The organism is Micrococcoides hystricis (assembly GCF_042434215.1).
In the GTDB taxonomy this organism is placed as follows: Bacteria; Actinomycetota; Actinomycetes; order Actinomycetales; family Micrococcaceae; genus Micrococcoides; species Micrococcoides hystricis.
Genome location: NZ_JBHLUB010000003.1, coordinates 48,904 through 66,847, shown reverse-complemented (window position 1 = coordinate 66,847; position 17,944 = coordinate 48,904). Strand labels below are relative to the sequence as shown.

Genomic DNA, 17,944 nt, shown 5'->3' with positions numbered 1-17,944 from the left:
GAAAACAAATGAGGTATGAGTGAGCTTCGGACAGAGCTTTAGCTTCGGTTCAGGTGGCCGCGCCTCCGGCGACGGAGGAAGTAAACCGCCTGGCGGTTCGCGACCAACAGGGGACAACGGGGGTGAGAAGCGTTCCTCTAAACCTTCGGTGTTGACCCTAACCGTGGTCATCTTGGCACTGCTCATCGGTGCCTTTGTCATGGCCTCGGGCTATTACGCTGACATTCTGTGGTTTACCCAGCTCGGATACGAAGAAGTTTTCTGGACTTCCTTGGTGGCCCGCATTGTGATCTTCCTGATCGCGTTCGCCATCATGGCCGGCGGGGTCTGGGCCAGCATGAGTGTGGCCTACCGCAAACGGCCGGTCTATTCGCCCGGCCAGATGCAGGACAATCTGCAGCGCTACCAAGAACAGTTGGCACCACTGCGCCGGCTGATCTTCATCGCGGCGCCACTGGTACTGGGTGTTTTTGCCGGCACGGCCATGGCCTCCAGCTGGCAGCAGGTTCTGCTGTTCATCAACCAAGAGCCCTTCGGCCAAACCGATCCGGAATTCGGACTGGACTTTAGTTTCTACCTGAACACCCTGCCGTTCTTGAAACTGCTGGTCGGATACCTCATCGCGGTCACGGTCATTGCTGGTATTGCCGGCATCCTGACCCATTACATTTACGGTGGCATTCGGATTACCGAACAGGGCAAACTTGTCATCGCCAAGGCCGCGCGGATCCACATCGCGGTCATCGCGCTCGTCTTTTTGCTCTTGCAGGCGGCGACCTTCTGGTTCGACCGGTACTCCACCATGTTGAATCAGAATGAGCGCTGGGCCGGCGCCATGTACACCGATGTGCACGCGGTGATCCCAACCAAGACGATTCTTGCGATCGCCGCGATCATCGTGGGCCTGCTCTTTATCTGGACCATCATGCGCAACAACTGGCGCATCCCGCTGATCGGGACCGCGATGCTGCTCATCACGGTGCTCGTCGCCGGTGGTCTCTACCCAATGCTGATCCAGCAGTATCAGGTCAACCCGACTGAAAAGGCGCTGGAAGCTGACTACATCCAGCGCAATATTGACATGACCCGCTTCGCGTACGGCATGCATGAACTCGAAACAGACGAGTACGATGCTGAAGTCAGCGCCAAGCGGGGTGCGCTCGCTAAAGAGTCCGAAAACACGAAGAACATCCGTATCCTTGACCCTAACTTGGTCACGGACGCGTTCGGACAGTTGCAGCAGTTCCGTCAGTACTACACCTTCCCGCAGGTCTTGGCCGTAGACCGGTACGAGATTGATGGGGAAGTCAACGACGTTGTGGTTGCCGCCCGCGAAGTGACGGTCGACAACCAAGATTCGTGGGTCAACCAGCACATCACCTACACCCACGGCTACGGTCTTGTGGTGGCCCACACCAATCAGGTGACGGGCAAGGGTGCTCCCGACTTCCTCCTAGAAGACATCCCGACTCAGGGTATTTTGGGCGATGACTCCACGTACGAGCCGCGGATCTACTTCGGCCAGAACTCTCCGCTGTACTCGGTGGTGGGCGCGCCGGAGGGGGCCGAACCACGTGAGCTGGACCGTCCGCAGACTGCCGATCAGGAAGTTGATACAACCTACACCTTCTCTGGCGACGGTGGTCCTTCCGTAGGTAACCTCCTGAACCGCTTGGTGTACGCCATCAAGTTCCAGTCCACAGATCTGCTGCTGAGCCAGGAAGTCAATGAAGAATCACAGATTCTTTATGACCGCCACCCAGCTGATCGAGTGAAGAAAGTTGCCCCGTACCTGGAGATCGACTCCACCGTTTACCCAGCCATCATCGATGGTCGCGTGAAGTGGATCGTCGACGGTTACACCACCTCCAACAACTTCCCTTACTCCAAGGGCGAGCAGTTGGGCGCAGCCATTCGGGATTCCTTGACTCGTGAAGATCCAACCCGTGCCGGTGAGATCAACTACATCCGTAACGCGGTCAAAGCTACGGTTGATGCCTACGACGGCTCGGTCGAGTTGTACGCCTGGGACGATGAGGACCCAATCCTTAAGGCATGGCAGAAGACCTTCCCATCTACGCTGAAGCCGTATTCGGAAATGTCCGGCGAACTCATGTCCCACGTTCGCTACCCGGAAGACATGTTCAAGGTGCAGCGCGAACTGCTGGGTCGCTACCACGTTGACCGTCCAGCCTCCTTCTACGACAACGACGACGCGTGGTCCGTGCCCGCAGACCCGACCGTGAAGGAAGGCACCACCAAGGTTCCGCCGTACTACATGTCGCTGCAGATGCCTGGTTCGGACAAAGCCAGCTTCTCCCTGACCACCACCTACATCCCACGCCGGGTTGAGGGCCAAGGTCGGAACCGCAACGTGCTGTACGGTTTCCTCTCGGCCAACGGTGATGCCGGAAACAAGGCAGGGGAGAAGGCCGACACCTACGGTCAGCTTTCCTTGCTGGAGTTGCCGCGTAACACCACCATTTCTGGTCCAGGTCAGGTCCAAGCCGACTTTGACTCCCAACCAGTGGTTTCGCGTGAGCTGAACCTGTTGCGTCAGGGCGCCTCCAACGTGACCAACGGCAACCTGATTACCCTGCCCGTCGGTGGCGGTATCCTCTACGTGCAGCCGGTCTACGTCCGCTCCACCGGTGGGGACTCCTACCCGTTGCTGCGTAAGGTGCTGGTTTCCTACGGTAACCAGATTGGCTTCGCCGATTCCCTGTCCGAAGCGCTCGACCAAGTCTTTGAAGGCGCCTCCGGCGCTGTGACCGCAGATGGCGACGGGGCAGATGGAACTGAGCAAACAGGCGGTGAAGATGCAGCCCCGGGCGCGGACCAGACTAACGAACAGAAGTTGAGCCGTGCACTGCGTGATGCGAACGACGCCATCCAAGAAGGCCAAGAGGCTTTGGCGGAGAACGACTTCACCAAGTACGGTCAGGCTCAGCAAAAACTGACCCGAGCTATCGAGGACGCCATTGAAGCAGAAAATGCCATCAACGGCACCACGGAAGCTCCAGAGGAGCCAGTAGAAGAGCAGCCAGCAGAGGAGAACACCGACAACTAAAGGTGAGCTTATTCACCATCTGTTCACCCAACGCGATCTCGATTAGGTTATCCGGACAGACTTCGGTAACGTAGAGGATGTCGCCGCGGGGTGGAGCAGTTCGGTAGCTCGCCGGGCTCATAACCCGGAGGTCGTAGGTTCAAATCCTGCCCCCGCCACTAGAAGCAAGTGGTAACTGATCCGCTGCGAAACAAGATCCCCGATCCGATTGAATTCGGATCGGGGATCTTGTCGTTTCACCGGCTAACCCCGTGATCATAGGGCGGAAATCACACACTTCGAAGCAACTCAATAGTTAACTTTAGTAAGCTTCGCTGGTATTCTAGGGTCATCGATATCCGTCGTTGTGGGGGACAGTCTCTTGCGCCCCCTGATTTTTAAAGGCGAACAGCAATGAATGCGCAGCGACTGACCACCATTCTGGTCACTTTTTCCCTGCTTTTGATCGGCCTAGGGGCAACAGCACCTTCAGCCACGGCAGCGGGTCAAGCTCAACTCACCGTGGGGCACATCAGCGCACCCACCGCACTAACCCGGGGTGCTAGGTATCTGCCAACCGCTTCGCTCATCCTGCGGGAACGAGCCACTTCAAAATCACGCAGGCTGGCAACAGTCCCGCGCGATGCAGTGGTGACCGCCAACGGGCGCGAAGGTAAGGTCTACGCCCAAGTGAGGTACGGAAATCGTACCGGATGGGTATTGAAGAAGTACTTGTCACGGGTCTATACCGTGAACAAGACCTACCACACGCTGCGCTCTGTAACGCTGTACAAAAACCGGACATCCACCTCTGCGCGTGTGACTTCAGTGGCTACTAAGCGCAACGTGACTGTCCTGATGCGTGCCGGCAACTGGTCTCAAGTCAAAACGGGAACCCGGGTCGGTTGGACAGCGACTAAGAATCTGAAACTTGGCATGGTTCCGCAACCCATCAATGCTTGGTACAAGACCAACCGCAATTCCGTGGCCGTCAAGAGTTCTCGTTCGACCAAAGGCACCACCATCGGGACCATGTCGAAGGCCGGATACCGGATCAAAGTCAAGACACGATACGGCTCGTGGGCTTCTGTCGATTGGAAGGGCCGCACAGGCTACGTGCCGTGGGCTTACCTGACGCGAACAACCCAGCCAAAGCCTCCGGCACCAACTAACCCTGGTGTCGCGGTCTACGGAACGCTGCGTAAGGGGCAGTCGGCCTATTTCCTGCTCAACGGGAAGACCAGCGCCGAACACAAGACCAAGATCACGAATCACGTGATGTACCTGCGCCCAGACCAGCGTTGGTGGTCCTTCATCCTGCCACGCACAAACAGCACAGGCGTGGTGGCAGAAGAGATGATCATCAAACCTTCCCTGTACTCCTCGACCCTGCGCGCCTTGGATGAGTGGGAACGCTTCGACCCGAACAAGCCACTGGCAAACCAGACGTACAACCGCAAATATGTCACGCTGGCTAATGGGCGAAAAGCCTGGTCGTATGTGGCTTCTTCAAGCATGCAGAACTACTTGAAGAATAACGGGATCCTTGTGAAATCTGGCGACTACCTGCGCCGAAACTAGTATCGATTCTCTGATTAGAAAAGGTGCATTGAGATGGCCGCCAAGAAAACCAATCTTCTCAACATCGTTGCTCTCAGCACGGCTGGACTGTTTCTGCTCAGCGCCCTAGCCGGGACAACAGCTCAAGCGATGAAGGACAACGAAAACGTTGGCCCCACCATCGAGGAACTGCAAACCGAGCCCGCTGAAGCAACCGATTCTGAGAGCCCGGAACCTTCAGAGACGACACCTGAAGAACCGACCGAAGACTCGGACTCAGCGCACGTAGAAAAGGAAGCGGACGAACCTGCCGTCATCACAGACGAAGAAGGCAAGACCGAGCTTTTCACTCTCACGGTGGAAACAGTCCAGCATGCCCAGACCTGTCCTGCTCGTGTGGGTGGTCAAACACTGACCCCGGAGAACGGGCAATTCTTGATTCTGGATGCCACCGCTACGATGAAGCCACTGTCAGCTTGGCCGGAAAACACGAACGCCGAGGAGGCTTTTGTTCCGGTGCTTGCCGACACCTTCAAAGTGACCTTAGCGGACGGGCAGGAACTCTCCGACGTCCAGTCCGAGAGCAGCTGGGGCTGTTTCCAAGATACCGAGCTGCTTCCGTCGTTCATCAGTGCCGGTGAAACCAAGTCTGGCAAGATCGTGCTCGATGTCCCGGCAGGTGCAACCTCGGTGATCTACGATCCGCTCAACAGCGGTGGTTGGAGCTGGGAGCTGAACTAGCTTTTCCGGGAATTCATATGAGTCCCGCCCGGATTGGTGTGGACACAGCTGACGGCTAGGCTTAGAGCATGCGATCGCCTGTACAGCAATACTTGGATGATGTTCACGCAGGACTGGTAGACGAGCTGGGTGGCTCGACCAAGTCCAAAAACCCGGAACTTGCGCAAGCCGACCCCATGATGTTCGGCATGGCCATCACCACCGCAGATGGTTACACCTATGCCAGCGGTGACGCTGACGTGCCCTTCAGCATCCAATCCATCTCCAAGGTCTTCGGCTACGCGCTCGCCTTACAAGACCGCGGCTTCGTGTACATGGATGAGCGTATTGACGTCGAACCTTCCGGGGACCCGTTCAATGAGATCTCCTTGGACGCTGAGACCGGTAAACCCAAGAACCCGCTGATCAATGCCGGGGCGATTGCCGCCACCGCCCAGATCCGGTCAACAACCAAGAAGAGTGCCTTCGACCGAATCCTTGAGGTCTGTTCGGCGGCAGCCGGCCGTGAGCTCGAGCTGAATCAGAAGGTGTACGAATACGATCGAGACACCGGCAAACGAAACCGCGCACTCGCCTGGTTGCTGGCTTCTTCGGAGATCATCGAAGGCGACCCCATCCAAGCTTTCGATGACTACTCCCGACAGTGCTCGATCTCCGTGACCACAAAAGATCTGTCGGTCATGGCTGCCACCCTGGCAAACCTGGGCACCAACCCCATCACGGGTCAAGATGTCTTCGACACCGAGGTTGTCCAACGGGTGCTCTCGGTCATGTTGACCTGCGGCATGTACGACGACTCCGGGGATTGGGTCTCAACCGTCGGGTTGCCCGCCAAGAGCGGGGTCGGTGGCGGCATCCTGGGCGCGCTGCCTGGCCAGCTAGGCTTGGCGTCATTCTCCCCGCCCCTAGATCAACACGGTTCCTCAGTTCGCGGTCTGCGCGCTTACAAACAGATCTCCACCGATCTGGAACTGCACTTCGTCCGGACCTCCAAGGCCGGACTGTCCACCATCCGTACCCAGACGACGGTCGATAAATATCCGTCCACGGTGCGTCGTCCCGACGCGGCTAAAGAGGTGCTGGAAGAGTACGGCCATAAGGCGCACGTGATTGAAGTGATGGGCGATCTGCTCTTTTCCGGAGCTGAAGTTGTCAGCCGAACCGTCACAAATCTTGATTCCGACAGCGTTTGCGTGGTGTTGGATATGAGTCGCACCGACGAGATCCCTGATGTATCAGTGGATACGCTTTCGCGCCTGTCCGAGGTGCTGGCTGATGAAGAAACTGCTCTCGGTTTAGTCGACCCGCATGACCGCCTCGACGGACTGCGGGTTCCGCTGGACATGGAAGTCAAAGCGTTCGGCACCAGAAACGCTGCCCTTGAATGGGCCGAATACAAGGTGCTCAAACGCTACGGTTCACCAGAATGCTTCCCGGCATCCAGCGTAAAAGAGTATCCACTGTTATCTGTCCTCTCCGACGAAGCGGCGGAGACGATTCGGGCTGAACTAGTCGATGAGACCTATGACGATGGGGAAGTCATCCGAAAAATTGGACAGGTCTTCGACGGGCTGTGGTTCATTTCTTCGGGTCGCATTGAAACGTTGACGGCCGAAGAAAAGGGTAAGCGCCGGCGATTGGCGCTTTTGACTCCGGGCATGACCTTTGGCGAGTCCGCGTTGGATGAGCGAACCCATCAGGTGGCCACGATTCGTGCGGTCACCCCGGTGAAGGTCAAGCACTTCTCCAAAGAGTCCATCGAGAAGGTCACCAGAGAACACCCGGAAGTCATGGTCGAGTTCTGGCGGGCCGTCGCGGCTGAAGCCATGTCTTTGGTGTCCTCACCATCACCAAGTTAAGTCGCTGACTCACTAAACGAACAGGCGGGTCTGAAGACGCTGAACGCGTTCTTCAGACCCGCCTGACATGTTCTCTAGCCGACGTGCGGTCCGCCAGCAGGATTAGCTGTCGAGTTCGCCCTGTGGCTGGGTTTCGCCGGCCTTCAAAGCAGCTAGTCTTGCTTCTACTTCGGTTTGTTCGCCTAGGTCCTCGAGCTGTTCGAATTGGGCATCGAGTGAGGATGCCGCCAACTCTTGCTGGCCACGCACCCGGGCTTCTTCCCGGCGGATCTTTTCTTCGAACCGAGACAGCTCCGAGGTCGGGTCCATGATGTCGATGGACTTGACCGCATCCTGAATCTGGGACTGAGCCTGTGCAGACTTGGCTCGTGCCACCAGCTCATCACGCTTGTTGACCAGTTCGGTACGCTTACGCTTCATGGCTTCCAAGCCGGTCTTGAGCTTCTCAACGATCTCGGTCTGCGAAGCAATGGCTGGCTCGGCAGTCTTTGCGGAACGCTCCGCATCCATTTGGCGCTGGATTGCGACCTTAGCCAGATTGTCGAACTTGTCCGCACTGGCAGTGTCGTTTTGGGCGCGGAACTCTTCAGCGTTGTTCGAGGCGGCCAACGCCTTCTGTCCCCAGGTCTGTGCAGCCTGAATGTCCTCGCGGTGGTCATCCTCAGCAAGGCGCAGATTGCCGATGGTCTGCGCGATGGCCGACTCAGCTTCGGCGATGTTCGTGGTGTAGTCCCGAATCATCTGATCCAACATCTTCTGTGGATCCTCGGCAGAATCCAGAATTGCGTGAATATTGGCTTTCGCCAGTTGAGTAATGCGACCCAAGATCGTCTGCTTGGCCATGTTGGTACCTTTCTGTTGTCTTCGGTAGGGCACCGAAGGAACTCTTTTTCTGTTGTGGGACGGTTTCAGCGGTGGGAACTAGAAGCTACCGCCGCTGCCACCGCCGCCGAAACTTCCGCCGCCTCCGCCGAAGCCGCCGCTAAAGCCGCCTCCACCGAAACTTCCGCCGCTGCCCCCACTGCCGAAGAAACCGCCGGAAGAGCCGGAGCTTCGACCCCCGCCGCCGAGCAGCTGACCCAGGATGAGTCCACCGATGACTGCGGACATGTCGCTATCGCGGCGTCCCCCGCGGGGACCGTAACCACCGTGGAAGTTGTCGTAGTCATTTTCCGCGATGCTCTGGGCTTGGCTGGCTAGGATGCTGGCATTCTTGGCGTGGTCCAAGGCGTTGACTGGGTTTTCAGTTCGCAGCCGCACGGCGGCGGTGAGAGCTCGTTCAGCTTGTTCCAGTTTCGCGCGAGCTTGGTGGGCGACCGCCCCACGCCGGTGACGAATAAAGTCGTTCGCGTTTTGGATGTAGGTTTCAGCCCGGGCAATCGCTCCATCCAATTCACGGCTGGCCTGCTGCATCCGTTGATGCTCATCGCGCAAGGGTGAAAGCGCCTGATCGACTTGGTGGTCGAGCTCTTCCAGCTCGGCGAGTTCTTGGACCGGTGCGTCGCTGGGCAGGCTCTGCCGAATCTGATTAACTTTCGCTTCCAAGGCGCTGACCCGGCCTGGCAAGGCGGGATCGACCTGAGTGCGCTGCATGTATTCCTGCGCTTCGCTGATGTGCTGCGTGGCCTCGGCCAGCTCGGCATCCAAGAGCTCAGCGGCACGCTGTAGGTCTTGGGGCAGGGACTCGATACTTGTGTAGATCTCTTTAAGCTGCTGTGAGGCGTTCTCGGCTTCGTGGATCTGCCAGGCGGCTTGCCCCTGATCTCCGTTGTCGAGGTTGTGCCGGGCTGCCTGTGTTTTTTCCTGTACAAAGGTGATCAGATCGGCGCCTTGTCGCAACGAATCATGGGCGTTCGCCAGCGCCTGAGCCGAATAACGGCCGTCCAGATCTGCCAGCGTACGCTCCGCTCGTTGGCTCTGATCACGCAATTGGGTGGTGATACCCTCCAGCTGCGCCAAGGCTTGCGGGGCCTGGGCTTCTAGATTCCGCAGCTGCGCGAAGTCGCTCTCGTGCTGTTGCAGCGACCGGATCACTTCATCAGTGCGTTGCATGATCTCTTTGAGCCAGCTGCGCTGTTCCTGCTCGGTGTCGGGAATGTGATCGTCCAATTGGCTCTGCAGCTGGAAACAGGCCCGCATATGCTCCTTGGCAGCTGCCACGTCGTTCTTGAACACTTCGACCGAGCCGGCCCCGTAGGATGCTTCGGCAAAACCGATCTCTTGTTCGGCTGTTTTGATCGCATCATCGGCCTGTACGAGCCGGCTACCCACGTGGGTCCGTAACTCGGGAATGGGTATGGTGTCGTACGGGTCGGCTGGTTGCTGCGGTTCCGTTCGGTGAGGAAGTTGGCCTGGGCCACGCTTGCGCCGATTCATGAACATGAAACCAAAAACGACAGCCGCGACAACCAGAGCGCCCATGACGATTACTCCGCCCATTCCGGAACCGCCGCGACTACCAGCTGAACCGGCCCCGACGCTACCATCAGCGGCATCCTTGAGCCCCTCGACAGCTGCTTCGGCCGCCCCGAGGTAATCCAACTGGGCCAGCTTGGGCTGAATGTAGCGAGAGGAGATCGTCTGTTCATCGCTTTGGTAGGGCCCATTGTCTGCAGCGTCAAAAACGAATTGGCGATCTTCAACGGCGATTGCCAAAATCGAATCGTTGGTACCCATGTTCTTCATGTTGGCAACTCTTGCCGCCCAATCGGCCGAGTTGCTTGGGTTACTGAACCGGTCGACGATCACCACAAATAGGGTGGCACCTTCATCCCTTTGCAGATCCCGGATTTGCTCCGTCAAATCTTCGGCATCTTCCCCGAGCACACCGGCTTCATCGATCACAAAAGTGCCGGGTGGGATTGAGACAGGATCCTCCGCCAAGGCAGGGCTGGCGAACCCGAAGATTGGGGCTGACGCGAGCACGACAGCGGCAAGAAATGCCCTGAGTCGAGAATACGAAGGTCTGCTGTGAATCATGGGCCCAACCTTTTTAGGTGCTGTTCTATTCTTGGTTTTCAGTGTAACGACCAATCCAGCGTTTCTTCACTGGTAGACACTGAATTAATCTGGTTGTGCTTGTGGCGGATTTTTCTGAGTCTCATTTCCAGCTGACATTCAGTAAACATCGAAACTTGTTGCAGCAAATTAGGAGACCATGAACGTCATAGAAACTTTTACCGACACAACTTTTCAAGGAAGTGTGGCCCACTGAGCATGAGCGAGAACAACAACCCGAACACTGAACCGTTCGACCGTTCGCACCAGCACGACCCAGCGTCCAAGACACCCCCTTCACACAACCCCGACCTAGGACCTCAGCACACTCAGCCTCTGCCACGCTATGGGGCACCCACCGAACAAGAGTCTGCATGGGGCCAACGCTCTGGCGAATACCAGTACGGTCACCACCAGCCAGAGACGGTTCAGCACCACCAATACCAGCAGAACCGCAATGGCGATTCACCACAGTCGGGCAAACGCTACGGGGTCGGCATGGTCGTCGGGTCCGCCTTGCTCGCAGGCCTGATCGGGGGCATCGGTGGTGCCGGTGTTGCGACTGTGATTTCGAATCAGAATGCTACCGGGTCCTTGGGGTCTCAGCCGCAGACCCTGAACATCAACAATCCGGAATCGGTGACTCCCGTTACCGCCGCTGCAGCCAAAGCTGCCCCGTCGGTCGTGACCATCTCCGTGGTGCAAGGACGCAACAGTGGCTCCGGTTCGGGGGTTGTGATCGATGACGAAGGCCACATCCTCACCAACAACCACGTCGTGACCTTGGGCGGTCAAGCAGACAGCCCTCAGATCCAAGTCAAAAGCGCCGACGGCAAGGTCTATAACGCCACTCTGATTGGCCGGGACTCGTACTCGGATCTTGCGGTTCTGAAAGTAGAAGATGCAGACCTACCTGCCATTGAAATGGCCGAATCTGCCAACCTGAACGTTGGTGACGGAGCCATCGCTATTGGTGCGCCACTAGGACTCGACGGAACGGTCACCGATGGCATCATTTCTCGACTGAACCGCACGATCAGCGTCCAGTCAGCAGCATTGCCGGGAGAAGATGGTTCCGATCCGGAAGAGTCCGGTCCGAACCACTTCGACTTCCGGATCCCTGGTGTGGAAACACCACATTCTCGAGGTTCGATCGCGATCAACGTTATTCAGACCGATGCCGCCATCAACCAAGGTAACTCCGGTGGTGCGCTCTTGGACGGGCAGGGCCGATTGATTGGCATCAACGTCGCGATTGCATCTTCCGGTCAGAGTGAGAGCGCCGGCAACATTGGCGTTGGCTTTGCGATCCCCATCGATTACGCCAAACGTATTGCAGAAGACATCATTCAGCACGGCGAAGCTTCCCACGGTCTGCTCGGCGTGACGGTGCGTCCGAAAGCGCCACAAAGCGCCGATACCTCTTCGCACTTCTCCGTGGGAGCGGAAGTGGTCCAATCGATTTCAGGTGGGCCGGCCGATAAGGCAGGTTTGCGCAGCGGCGATGTCATCACGGCGGTAGGGGACCGACGCGTCGAAGATGCGCTCACGTTGAACGCCGCGGTCCGCGAATATCGGGCCGGTGACGAAGCCGAAGTACGCTACCTGCGTAACGGACAAGAGCGAACGGCGAACGTGACACTGGCCGATCTAGCGGATCAATAAGCCAACAGGCGGAGCCTGTCCGGTTCGCGCCAGTTACGGGCGAACATCCGGATGAGCGCCGCTCCGATATGCTAGTAACCGAGCATTTTCATCTTCCATGAGGAGCGCGATTTTGCGTTTTGTAGTGTTAGTCAAATACGCCCCAGACACTCAACTGGACCGACACATTGACCCGGCGACGCGTCGGGTGGACCGTGCCGAATCCATCTTGTCTGAGTTGGACGAACACCCCATTGAAGCCGCCCTTGCGATGAGTGAGGCGCTCGGCGGGCCCAAGGCCGGGCACGAGGTCATTGCGTTGACCATGGGCCCGGACAAAGCCGTCAACGCCGTGAAAAAAGCTCTGCAAATCGGTGCCGACCGTGGCGTTCACTTGAGCGCCGAAGAGCTGCAAGGCGCGGATGTCACCATGACTGCTGCCGGCTTGTCCGCAGCGATCAACGCCATCGGCGGAGCAGATATGGTGTTGACCGCGATGAGCTCCACGGACGGACAGACATCCCTGCTGCCACCGGCGCTCGCGGCCACCATGGGCCTGCCGGTGTTGACCGAGGCCATCGAAGTCTCCATGCCGGATGAAGACCATGTCCAGATTGTCCGTGATGAGGACGGTTCTTTCCTGACTATCCGCGCGCAGCTGCCAGCTGTTGTGTCCGTGACGGACCGGGCCAATGAACCCCGCTACCCGGGCTTTAAACAGATCATTGCCGCCAAGCGCAAGAAAGTTCAGACCCTGGGTCTTGCCGATGTGGAACTGAGCCAGCAACAGGTGCCGGTGAGCGTTTCATTGGCGGCGCCCCGTCCGGAACGTACCGCCGGAGAGATTTTCCACGATGAGCAGGCCGGTATTGAGGCCGTGCTCACCGTACTGGAAAAAGAACAGTTGCTTTAGTAGAGAATTCGCGACGATAAGGCCGAAGAGAAACTTATGACATACGTGTGGCAACCGAGCAGCACCGATGTACTTGTGTACGTGCGCTGCCATGAAGATGGACGCTTGGAGAACGCTTCCCTCGGGACTCTGCAGAAAATCCAAAAACACGGGCTAGAACCGATCGTGATTTTGAATCGTCCCGTTGGTTCCACGGTTTCGTTGCCCGGCAACGTCAAAGCCGTCTACGCTCCGGATTCAGACATCAGCCAGAGCTTCCTCACCGGGGAACTTGCTTTGATCAAGCAGGTGCTGGCCGCACTGATCCCAGACATCACCCAGCTGGTCGTTTTTGCCAGCGGTAACACCAGCACCGACTTGGCCGCCATGTTGGCGGTGCAGCGGGGCGGGGCCGTGATCACCGGCGTGCAGAAGATCGCGTTCGAAAACAACGAACTGTTCCTGCGGAAATACGTGCTGGGCGGGACCTGGCAAACGGATTCATCGCCGCAAACCAACTTCGCGACCATCACGCTGCACGCCAAGCCGATTCCGGGCCAAGAGATGCACACCATGACGGTTTCAGCGATTCCTGTGACGCTCAACGGCGGCCCACAGATCATCGACCGGAAACCGCAGCCGGTCTCCGAGCGCCCCGAACTCACCGAGGCCGCCGTCGTGGTGACCGGTGGTCGAGGAACCAACGGGGACTTCAGTGTGGTGGAAGACCTCGCCGACTCGCTCGAGGCTGCCATCGGTGCCACCCGCGATGCAGTCGATGAAGGCTGGGCGGATCACAGCATGCAGGTCGGACAGACCGGAAAAACCGTGTCCCCGCAGGTCTACATTGCCGCAGGTGTATCCGGTGCCATCCACCAGCGCGTGGGAATGGACACTGCCGAGAACATCATCGCCATCAACTCCGATGAGGATGCACCCATCTTCGAGATTGCCACCGTCGGAATCGTCGGGGATCTCTTTGATGTTCTTCCTGAACTCACCGAACGGATCAACCAGCGGAAGACCTCTTAACCATGAGCAACATTCCACTCACTAGCGTTGCCGACTTTGTGGCCAAAACCCAGACAAAAAAGGTGCTGGTCATCGTCGCGCACCCGGACGATGCCGACTTCGGTTCAGGGGCCACCGTGGCCGCCTTGGTCGACGCGGGTGTGGAGGTGAGCTACTGCGTTGTTACCTCCGGGGACGCCGGGGGGTTCGAAGACGATGGACAAGATGTCATCGCGGAGCGGCGTGAGGCTGAGCAGCGAGCCGCCGCCGATGTGTATGGGGTCGGGAACATTCACTACCTGCGCGAGCGGGACGGCTTCGTAGTGCCGAGCTTCGAGCTGCAAAAACAGCTCATCCGGGTGATGCGCACCGAGCGCGCAGACACAATCGTGACCCAGCACCCCGAACATTCGTGGACCTCTTTCCAACGTTCACACCCGGATCACATGGCGGTGGGCAAAGCCGTGGTTCAGGCTGTCTACCCGGCAGTGGAGAACCCCTATGCTTTCCCGGAGCTTCGGTGGGACGAAGGACTCGAGCCCTACCGGGTTCACCAGCTGCTGATGATGGCGGCCCCAGACCATCTGGTCAATGTTGCATTCGAGGTCACGGACTACGTTGACGCGAAAATCAACGCCCTGCTCGAGCACGCCTCCCAGCACCCTGATGTGCCCAAGATGAAAGAGTTTGTCCGCAACAAGCTGCGCCAAACCTACGAAGACATGGGCGGCATCGAAGAAGGCGCCGCAGAGACCTTCCAGCGCGTCGTGGTGAATTCTCCCGAAACCATCGCCGGCTTCTAGCGCAACGGCCGGACGTGCTCCCGACAAACGCTCACTCTAGAGATTCATCAAGATCAGCACGACGGCAACAATTACCAGCAGCAGTGCTCCGATGATCGCCAGAGCTGTCTTGCCCTTGCGTCCGGAACCCTGCCGCGCTGGGGTTTCGGTCGGGCGATCGTCAACCTCTCCAGGATCAGGCTGACGACGGGCTGGCGGCTGCGGGGCCGGCTCGAGTTCAGCGATCTGCGCGGCAATATCCTCACGCAGGCTTACCGGCACATCGGCATACAAGTTCTTCACAGCGGTGGCTAGCGCGACAATGCCCTGCCGGTACCGGGCAGTGAATTGCTCCTTGGTTTCTGGATCGACCGAGGCAAGCGCGCGGTCCATGGCCTCGCGCTCGGTAGCGTTCAGTGCTCCGGTGGCCAACAATTCGGCCCACGGCAACAGCAAGCCATGGTTCAGGTCCTCAGCAAGATTCGCGCCGAACTGGCCTGAAGCCTGTGGTTTAGAATCATCGCGGGCGAAGTAGTGTTGCTGGACCTGTAGTGGGTCGTTGAGGACCTCGGGCTGCTCATCGATCAGGCGAATGACCATGATGCGCAAACGTGACTTGATGGTGCCCACGGAGGCGCCGGTCTTCTCCGCCATCTGGTAGTAATTCAGGCCCTGCAAGTACGCCAAATTGAAAGCCTCTTGGGCGGTGGCGGGCAGTGACTCTACGATCCCAGTCAGACCTTGCGGGACTGTCACCACCGGTGTGGGCGGACGTTCAGTCATATACGCGGAGGCCACCTGCGGAACTCGCGGTTCAGCCTGATCTTCCGCGTTGTATTGGGTGACAAGTTGTTGGTGGGCGTAGGCAAAGAACGCGGCTTCCCACTCGGCTTCAGTATCAACCGGCCAATCGTCGAGCTGGTGTGAATTCACCCAGAGGTTAGTAAAGACTTTCTTGAGGGCTTCTTCGGGGGTAGGACGGTCGAAGCCCGGCACATCTTCTTGTTGAACACTGGAACTAGACATGGTTTTAGCCAAGGCATAGATCGGTGCAGACGTGCGGGTGTAGAGCTCCATCAAAGCATTTGGGGCTTCCTCATGGCGTCGAACCAACATATGGCAGAGGACCGAGAAAGGTAGCTCGTGGGCTGAATCCAAAGTGCTCATAGTATTCACCCTAAAGCACCGGGACCACTAGAGCCGGTAAAGCCATGCTGACGCCACGCCTCATAGAGCACAATCGAGGCGGTGTTAGCTAAATTCAGGGATCTGCGAGCCGGTAACATGGGGACACGCACCAACTGGGTCACTTCAGGCCGGGTCTTGACCTCGGCGGGCAAACCGGTGGACTCTTGGCCGAAGAGCAGAACGTCCCCGGCACGGTACTGGATCTGGGTATAACTGGTCGTGCCTTCGGAGGTGAACGCGAACAACCGTGCCGGCAGCAGAGCAGCCAAAGCAGTGTCCAGATCCGGGTGAACCGTGACGACGGCGAGGTCGTGATAATCCAATCCGGCCCGGCGAAGGTGCGCGTGATCAAAGTTGAAACCCAGCGGCTCGACCAGATGCAATTTGGCGCCGGTGACGGCTGCCAACCGGATCGCATTTCCGGTGTTGCCGGGAATCTCCGGGGTGTGGAACAGGATGCGGAACGGGGCGGAAAGGTTTTGGCTCACGAGTCTTTATTCTATGCCCGCTAGTTGGGCGATCAGGCCGGTATCCAGGGTGTGCGGTTGCGGTCCCTCAGCAAGGAACAGAACCGCATCGGCGACCGCAGTCGCCAGATTGGCTGCGGAAACGAGTTCGTGACCCCGCCCAGCCGGGGCACTGACGGTAGGCCGCTGGGAGTCCAGCGCAGCGGTCACCGCGATGGCTCGGGCGATCGAGTTCAAGGATGGACAGGCTTTCTCGAAGGCTCGGCGGGCGGCAGCCATTTGCGGCAAAACGATCCGCCCACGCTCTGAAACTAGGGCGTGGTCCTGATAACGGTACCGGGCGTCGGGGACACTAATCGGGAAAAATAGTACCGCCCGATACCCACTGACCAACACCTGGGGGATCCGGTCTGTGCCGGGAAGCTTCACGGAATTGACCAACCGGGCTGCCGGCAGGGGGCGTGGGACCCGGTGGCTCAGCGCAGCAACGGTGAACCGTTCGACTTCGGCTTGTTCCTGACGGGATCGAGAGAACCCTCCGAAGAAACCTGGCTGATATGTCTCCCCGAAAGAAAATTCGTTCAGCAGTCCCGTCAGGAGTGCGGAGCCCACGATTGTCGGTTGGATGGTAGTCGGCTTCGTGGAGCGTTTGCCATCGGCGGCCCGCTTCCGGCTTGGTCGGGACGCAGGTTGCTGCGTCGGTTCAGAACCAGATGCGGTCTTGCGGGCGCGCTGCAGCGCCCCGTAGGCGGTCTTGACTGCGATGAATTCTCGGGCCGATCCGCCAGCATCGGGGTGGGCCCGACGCAGCGCTTGTCGGTAGGCTTTTTTGACTTGCGCGTCGTCAGCGCCGGGGCTCAGACCGAAAAATTCGTAGGCCTCAGCTTCCGTCACCGGCGCCGCCGGTAGCTCAAGAACAACATGTCATCGGCTTGTAAGATGCTATCGAGCCGAAGATTTCGGGGACCGTGGGTGAAGGGGTGATCCCCTGCATCGGCAATGCGACGCGGCCCTGACCCGACCAGCATCGGTGAGAAAGTCAGGCAGAGCTGATCAACCACGTCAGCGGCCACGAATCGAGCAAAAATGGATGGTCCGCCCTCAGAGTGGATAGCCCGATGTCCTGCCTTTTCGATAGTTGAGAGGACTTTGTGCGGGCTCAATTGCGGGGTCTGACCTTGGTGGACGACAGCCTTGCCCTCTAACGCGGCAAGATCTTCTTCGGCCGCCTGGGTGGTGGTGAAGACCATGGGCGGTACCGGGGACTTATCAAAGAACTGCGGGTATTCGTGGGCAATGGAAGCCGTCGTGGTAAGAACCGCGATCGCCGGGTGTGGGGACAAACCGCGTTCACGTCGCCACTGCACGCCAGCGTCGGAGATCAAGGACCCAACATATTCTTCGGCCATGATGGTTCCAGAGCCCAACAACAAAACGTCTGCGTTCCAGCGCAGCACCTGCAGCAGGCGCTTGTCGGCGTCTGAGCCGAGTCCGCTTGAATGTCCCCTGACGGTGGCCGCCCCGTCCGCAGAAGACACAAAATTGAAGCGGCACCAGCGACGGTCCGGGAATGTGTAGTGCTCTAACAATTGATTGTCAGAGAACGAATCGAGGGCTTTGATAGTCAGAGTGCTCATGTCACAAACTTTGCGTCGCCGGAATATTCTTCTCTTTCATATTGTGGCGTAAATAGCCTACTTTCCACCAGCCACGCACCGGAACCAAGAACATCGGTCTTCCGGTGAGGGCACTAG

The 17,944-nt window shown here is 58.3% G+C and carries 14 protein-coding genes and 1 tRNA gene; 9 read left to right on the top strand and 6 right to left on the bottom strand.

Annotated features, from left to right (window positions below):
• The first annotated feature begins 19 nt into the window (after positions 1–19).
• From ACFFFR_RS02985 to glsA, 5 genes are all read left to right on the top strand, one after another.
• A complete protein-coding gene (locus ACFFFR_RS02985) occupies positions 20–3,070 on the top strand; it encodes a UPF0182 family membrane protein (protein ID WP_377458043.1) in 3,051 nt (1,016 codons plus the stop codon).
• Between the two features lie 84 nt (positions 3,071–3,154).
• Positions 3,155–3,228: transfer RNA gene (locus ACFFFR_RS02980), tRNA-Met, on the top strand.
• Positions 3,229–3,463: 235 nt separating this feature from the next.
• Complete coding sequence (locus ACFFFR_RS02975) at positions 3,464–4,630, top strand: SH3 domain-containing protein (RefSeq protein ID WP_377458042.1); 1,167 nt, start codon at positions 3,464–3,466, stop codon at positions 4,628–4,630.
• 33 nt (positions 4,631–4,663) lie between these two features.
• Positions 4,664–5,350 (top strand): hypothetical protein, encoded by a 687-nt coding sequence (locus ACFFFR_RS02970; RefSeq protein ID WP_377458041.1) that lies wholly within the window; start codon positions 4,664–4,666, stop codon positions 5,348–5,350.
• Positions 5,351–5,418: 68 nt separating this feature from the next.
• Positions 5,419–7,209, top strand: a complete 1,791-nt coding sequence (gene glsA, locus ACFFFR_RS02965) for a glutaminase A (protein ID WP_377458040.1) — start codon at positions 5,419–5,421, stop codon at positions 7,207–7,209.
• Positions 7,210–7,311: 102 nt separating this feature from the next.
• On the opposite strand, the gene ACFFFR_RS02960 is transcribed toward glsA, so the two are convergent.
• Complete coding sequence (locus tag ACFFFR_RS02960) at positions 7,312–8,052, bottom strand: PspA/IM30 family protein (protein ID WP_377458039.1); 741 nt, start codon at positions 8,050–8,052, stop codon at positions 7,312–7,314.
• A gap of 78 nt (positions 8,053–8,130) precedes the next feature.
• Positions 8,131–10,188 carry a TPM domain-containing protein gene (locus ACFFFR_RS02955; protein WP_377458038.1) on the bottom strand — a complete coding sequence of 686 codons (2,058 nt, stop codon included), beginning with the start codon at positions 10,186–10,188 and terminating at the stop codon, positions 8,131–8,133.
• Between the two features lie 237 nt (positions 10,189–10,425).
• On the opposite strand from ACFFFR_RS02955, the gene ACFFFR_RS02950 reads away from it, so the two are divergent.
• From ACFFFR_RS02950 to ACFFFR_RS02935, 4 genes are all read left to right on the top strand, one after another.
• Positions 10,426–11,871, top strand: a complete 1,446-nt coding sequence (locus tag ACFFFR_RS02950) for a S1C family serine protease (RefSeq protein WP_377458037.1) — start codon at positions 10,426–10,428, stop codon at positions 11,869–11,871.
• A gap of 112 nt (positions 11,872–11,983) precedes the next feature.
• On the top strand, positions 11,984–12,763 hold the full coding sequence (locus tag ACFFFR_RS02945) for an electron transfer flavoprotein subunit beta/FixA family protein (protein WP_377458036.1): 780 nt from the start codon (positions 11,984–11,986) through the stop codon (positions 12,761–12,763).
• Positions 12,764–12,799: 36 nt separating this feature from the next.
• The gene (locus ACFFFR_RS02940) at positions 12,800–13,774 is read left to right on the top strand and encodes an electron transfer flavoprotein subunit alpha/FixB family protein (protein ID WP_377458035.1); all 975 of its coding nucleotides are present in this window, start codon (positions 12,800–12,802) and stop codon (positions 13,772–13,774) included.
• Positions 13,775–13,776: 2 nt separating this feature from the next.
• Complete coding sequence (locus ACFFFR_RS02935) at positions 13,777–14,556, top strand: PIG-L deacetylase family protein (RefSeq protein ID WP_377458034.1); 780 nt, start codon at positions 13,777–13,779, stop codon at positions 14,554–14,556.
• Between the two features lie 36 nt (positions 14,557–14,592).
• On the opposite strand, the gene ACFFFR_RS02930 is transcribed toward ACFFFR_RS02935, so the two are convergent.
• The 4 genes from ACFFFR_RS02930 to ACFFFR_RS02915 are packed head-to-tail and all read right to left on the bottom strand — an operon-like array spanning position 14,593 to position 17,827.
• Positions 14,593–15,702, bottom strand: a complete 1,110-nt coding sequence (locus ACFFFR_RS02930) for an RNA polymerase sigma factor (protein ID WP_377458033.1) — start codon at positions 15,700–15,702, stop codon at positions 14,593–14,595.
• A gap of 5 nt (positions 15,703–15,707) precedes the next feature.
• Positions 15,708–16,211 carry a tRNA (cytidine(34)-2'-O)-methyltransferase gene (locus ACFFFR_RS02925; RefSeq protein WP_377458032.1) on the bottom strand — a complete coding sequence of 168 codons (504 nt, stop codon included), beginning with the start codon at positions 16,209–16,211 and terminating at the stop codon, positions 15,708–15,710.
• A 6-nt stretch (positions 16,212–16,217) separates the two neighbouring features.
• A complete protein-coding gene (locus ACFFFR_RS02920; protein WP_377458031.1) occupies positions 16,218–17,084 on the bottom strand; it encodes a DnaJ domain-containing protein in 867 nt (288 codons plus the stop codon).
• Entirely contained in the window at positions 17,081–17,827 is a 747-nt protein-coding gene (locus ACFFFR_RS02915; RefSeq protein ID WP_377458030.1) for a dihydrofolate reductase family protein, read from the bottom strand. The genes ACFFFR_RS02920 and ACFFFR_RS02915 overlap by 4 nt, the downstream gene beginning before the upstream one ends.
• Positions 17,828–17,944: the final 117 nt, after the last annotated feature.

Coding starts and splice junctions, on each gene's coding strand:
- ACFFFR_RS02975 (WP_377458042.1), top strand. CDS start 3,464: ATGAATGCGCAGCGACTGACCACCATTCTGGTCACTTTTTCCCTGCTT.
- ACFFFR_RS02935 (WP_377458034.1), top strand. CDS start 13,777: ATGAGCAACATTCCACTCACTAGCGTTGCCGACTTTGTGGCCAAAACC.
- ACFFFR_RS02955 (WP_377458038.1), bottom strand. CDS start 10,188: ATGATTCACAGCAGACCTTCGTATTCTCGACTCAGGGCATTTCTTGCC.
- ACFFFR_RS02915 (WP_377458030.1), bottom strand. CDS start 17,827: ATGAGCACTCTGACTATCAAAGCCCTCGATTCGTTCTCTGACAATCAA.
- ACFFFR_RS02960 (WP_377458039.1), bottom strand. CDS start 8,052: ATGGCCAAGCAGACGATCTTGGGTCGCATTACTCAACTGGCGAAAGCC.
- ACFFFR_RS02940 (WP_377458035.1), top strand. CDS start 12,800: ATGACATACGTGTGGCAACCGAGCAGCACCGATGTACTTGTGTACGTG.
- glsA (WP_377458040.1), top strand. CDS start 5,419: ATGCGATCGCCTGTACAGCAATACTTGGATGATGTTCACGCAGGACTG.
- ACFFFR_RS02930 (WP_377458033.1), bottom strand. CDS start 15,702: ATGAGCACTTTGGATTCAGCCCACGAGCTACCTTTCTCGGTCCTCTGC.
- ACFFFR_RS02970 (WP_377458041.1), top strand. CDS start 4,664: ATGGCCGCCAAGAAAACCAATCTTCTCAACATCGTTGCTCTCAGCACG.
- ACFFFR_RS02950 (WP_377458037.1), top strand. CDS start 10,426: ATGAGCGAGAACAACAACCCGAACACTGAACCGTTCGACCGTTCGCAC.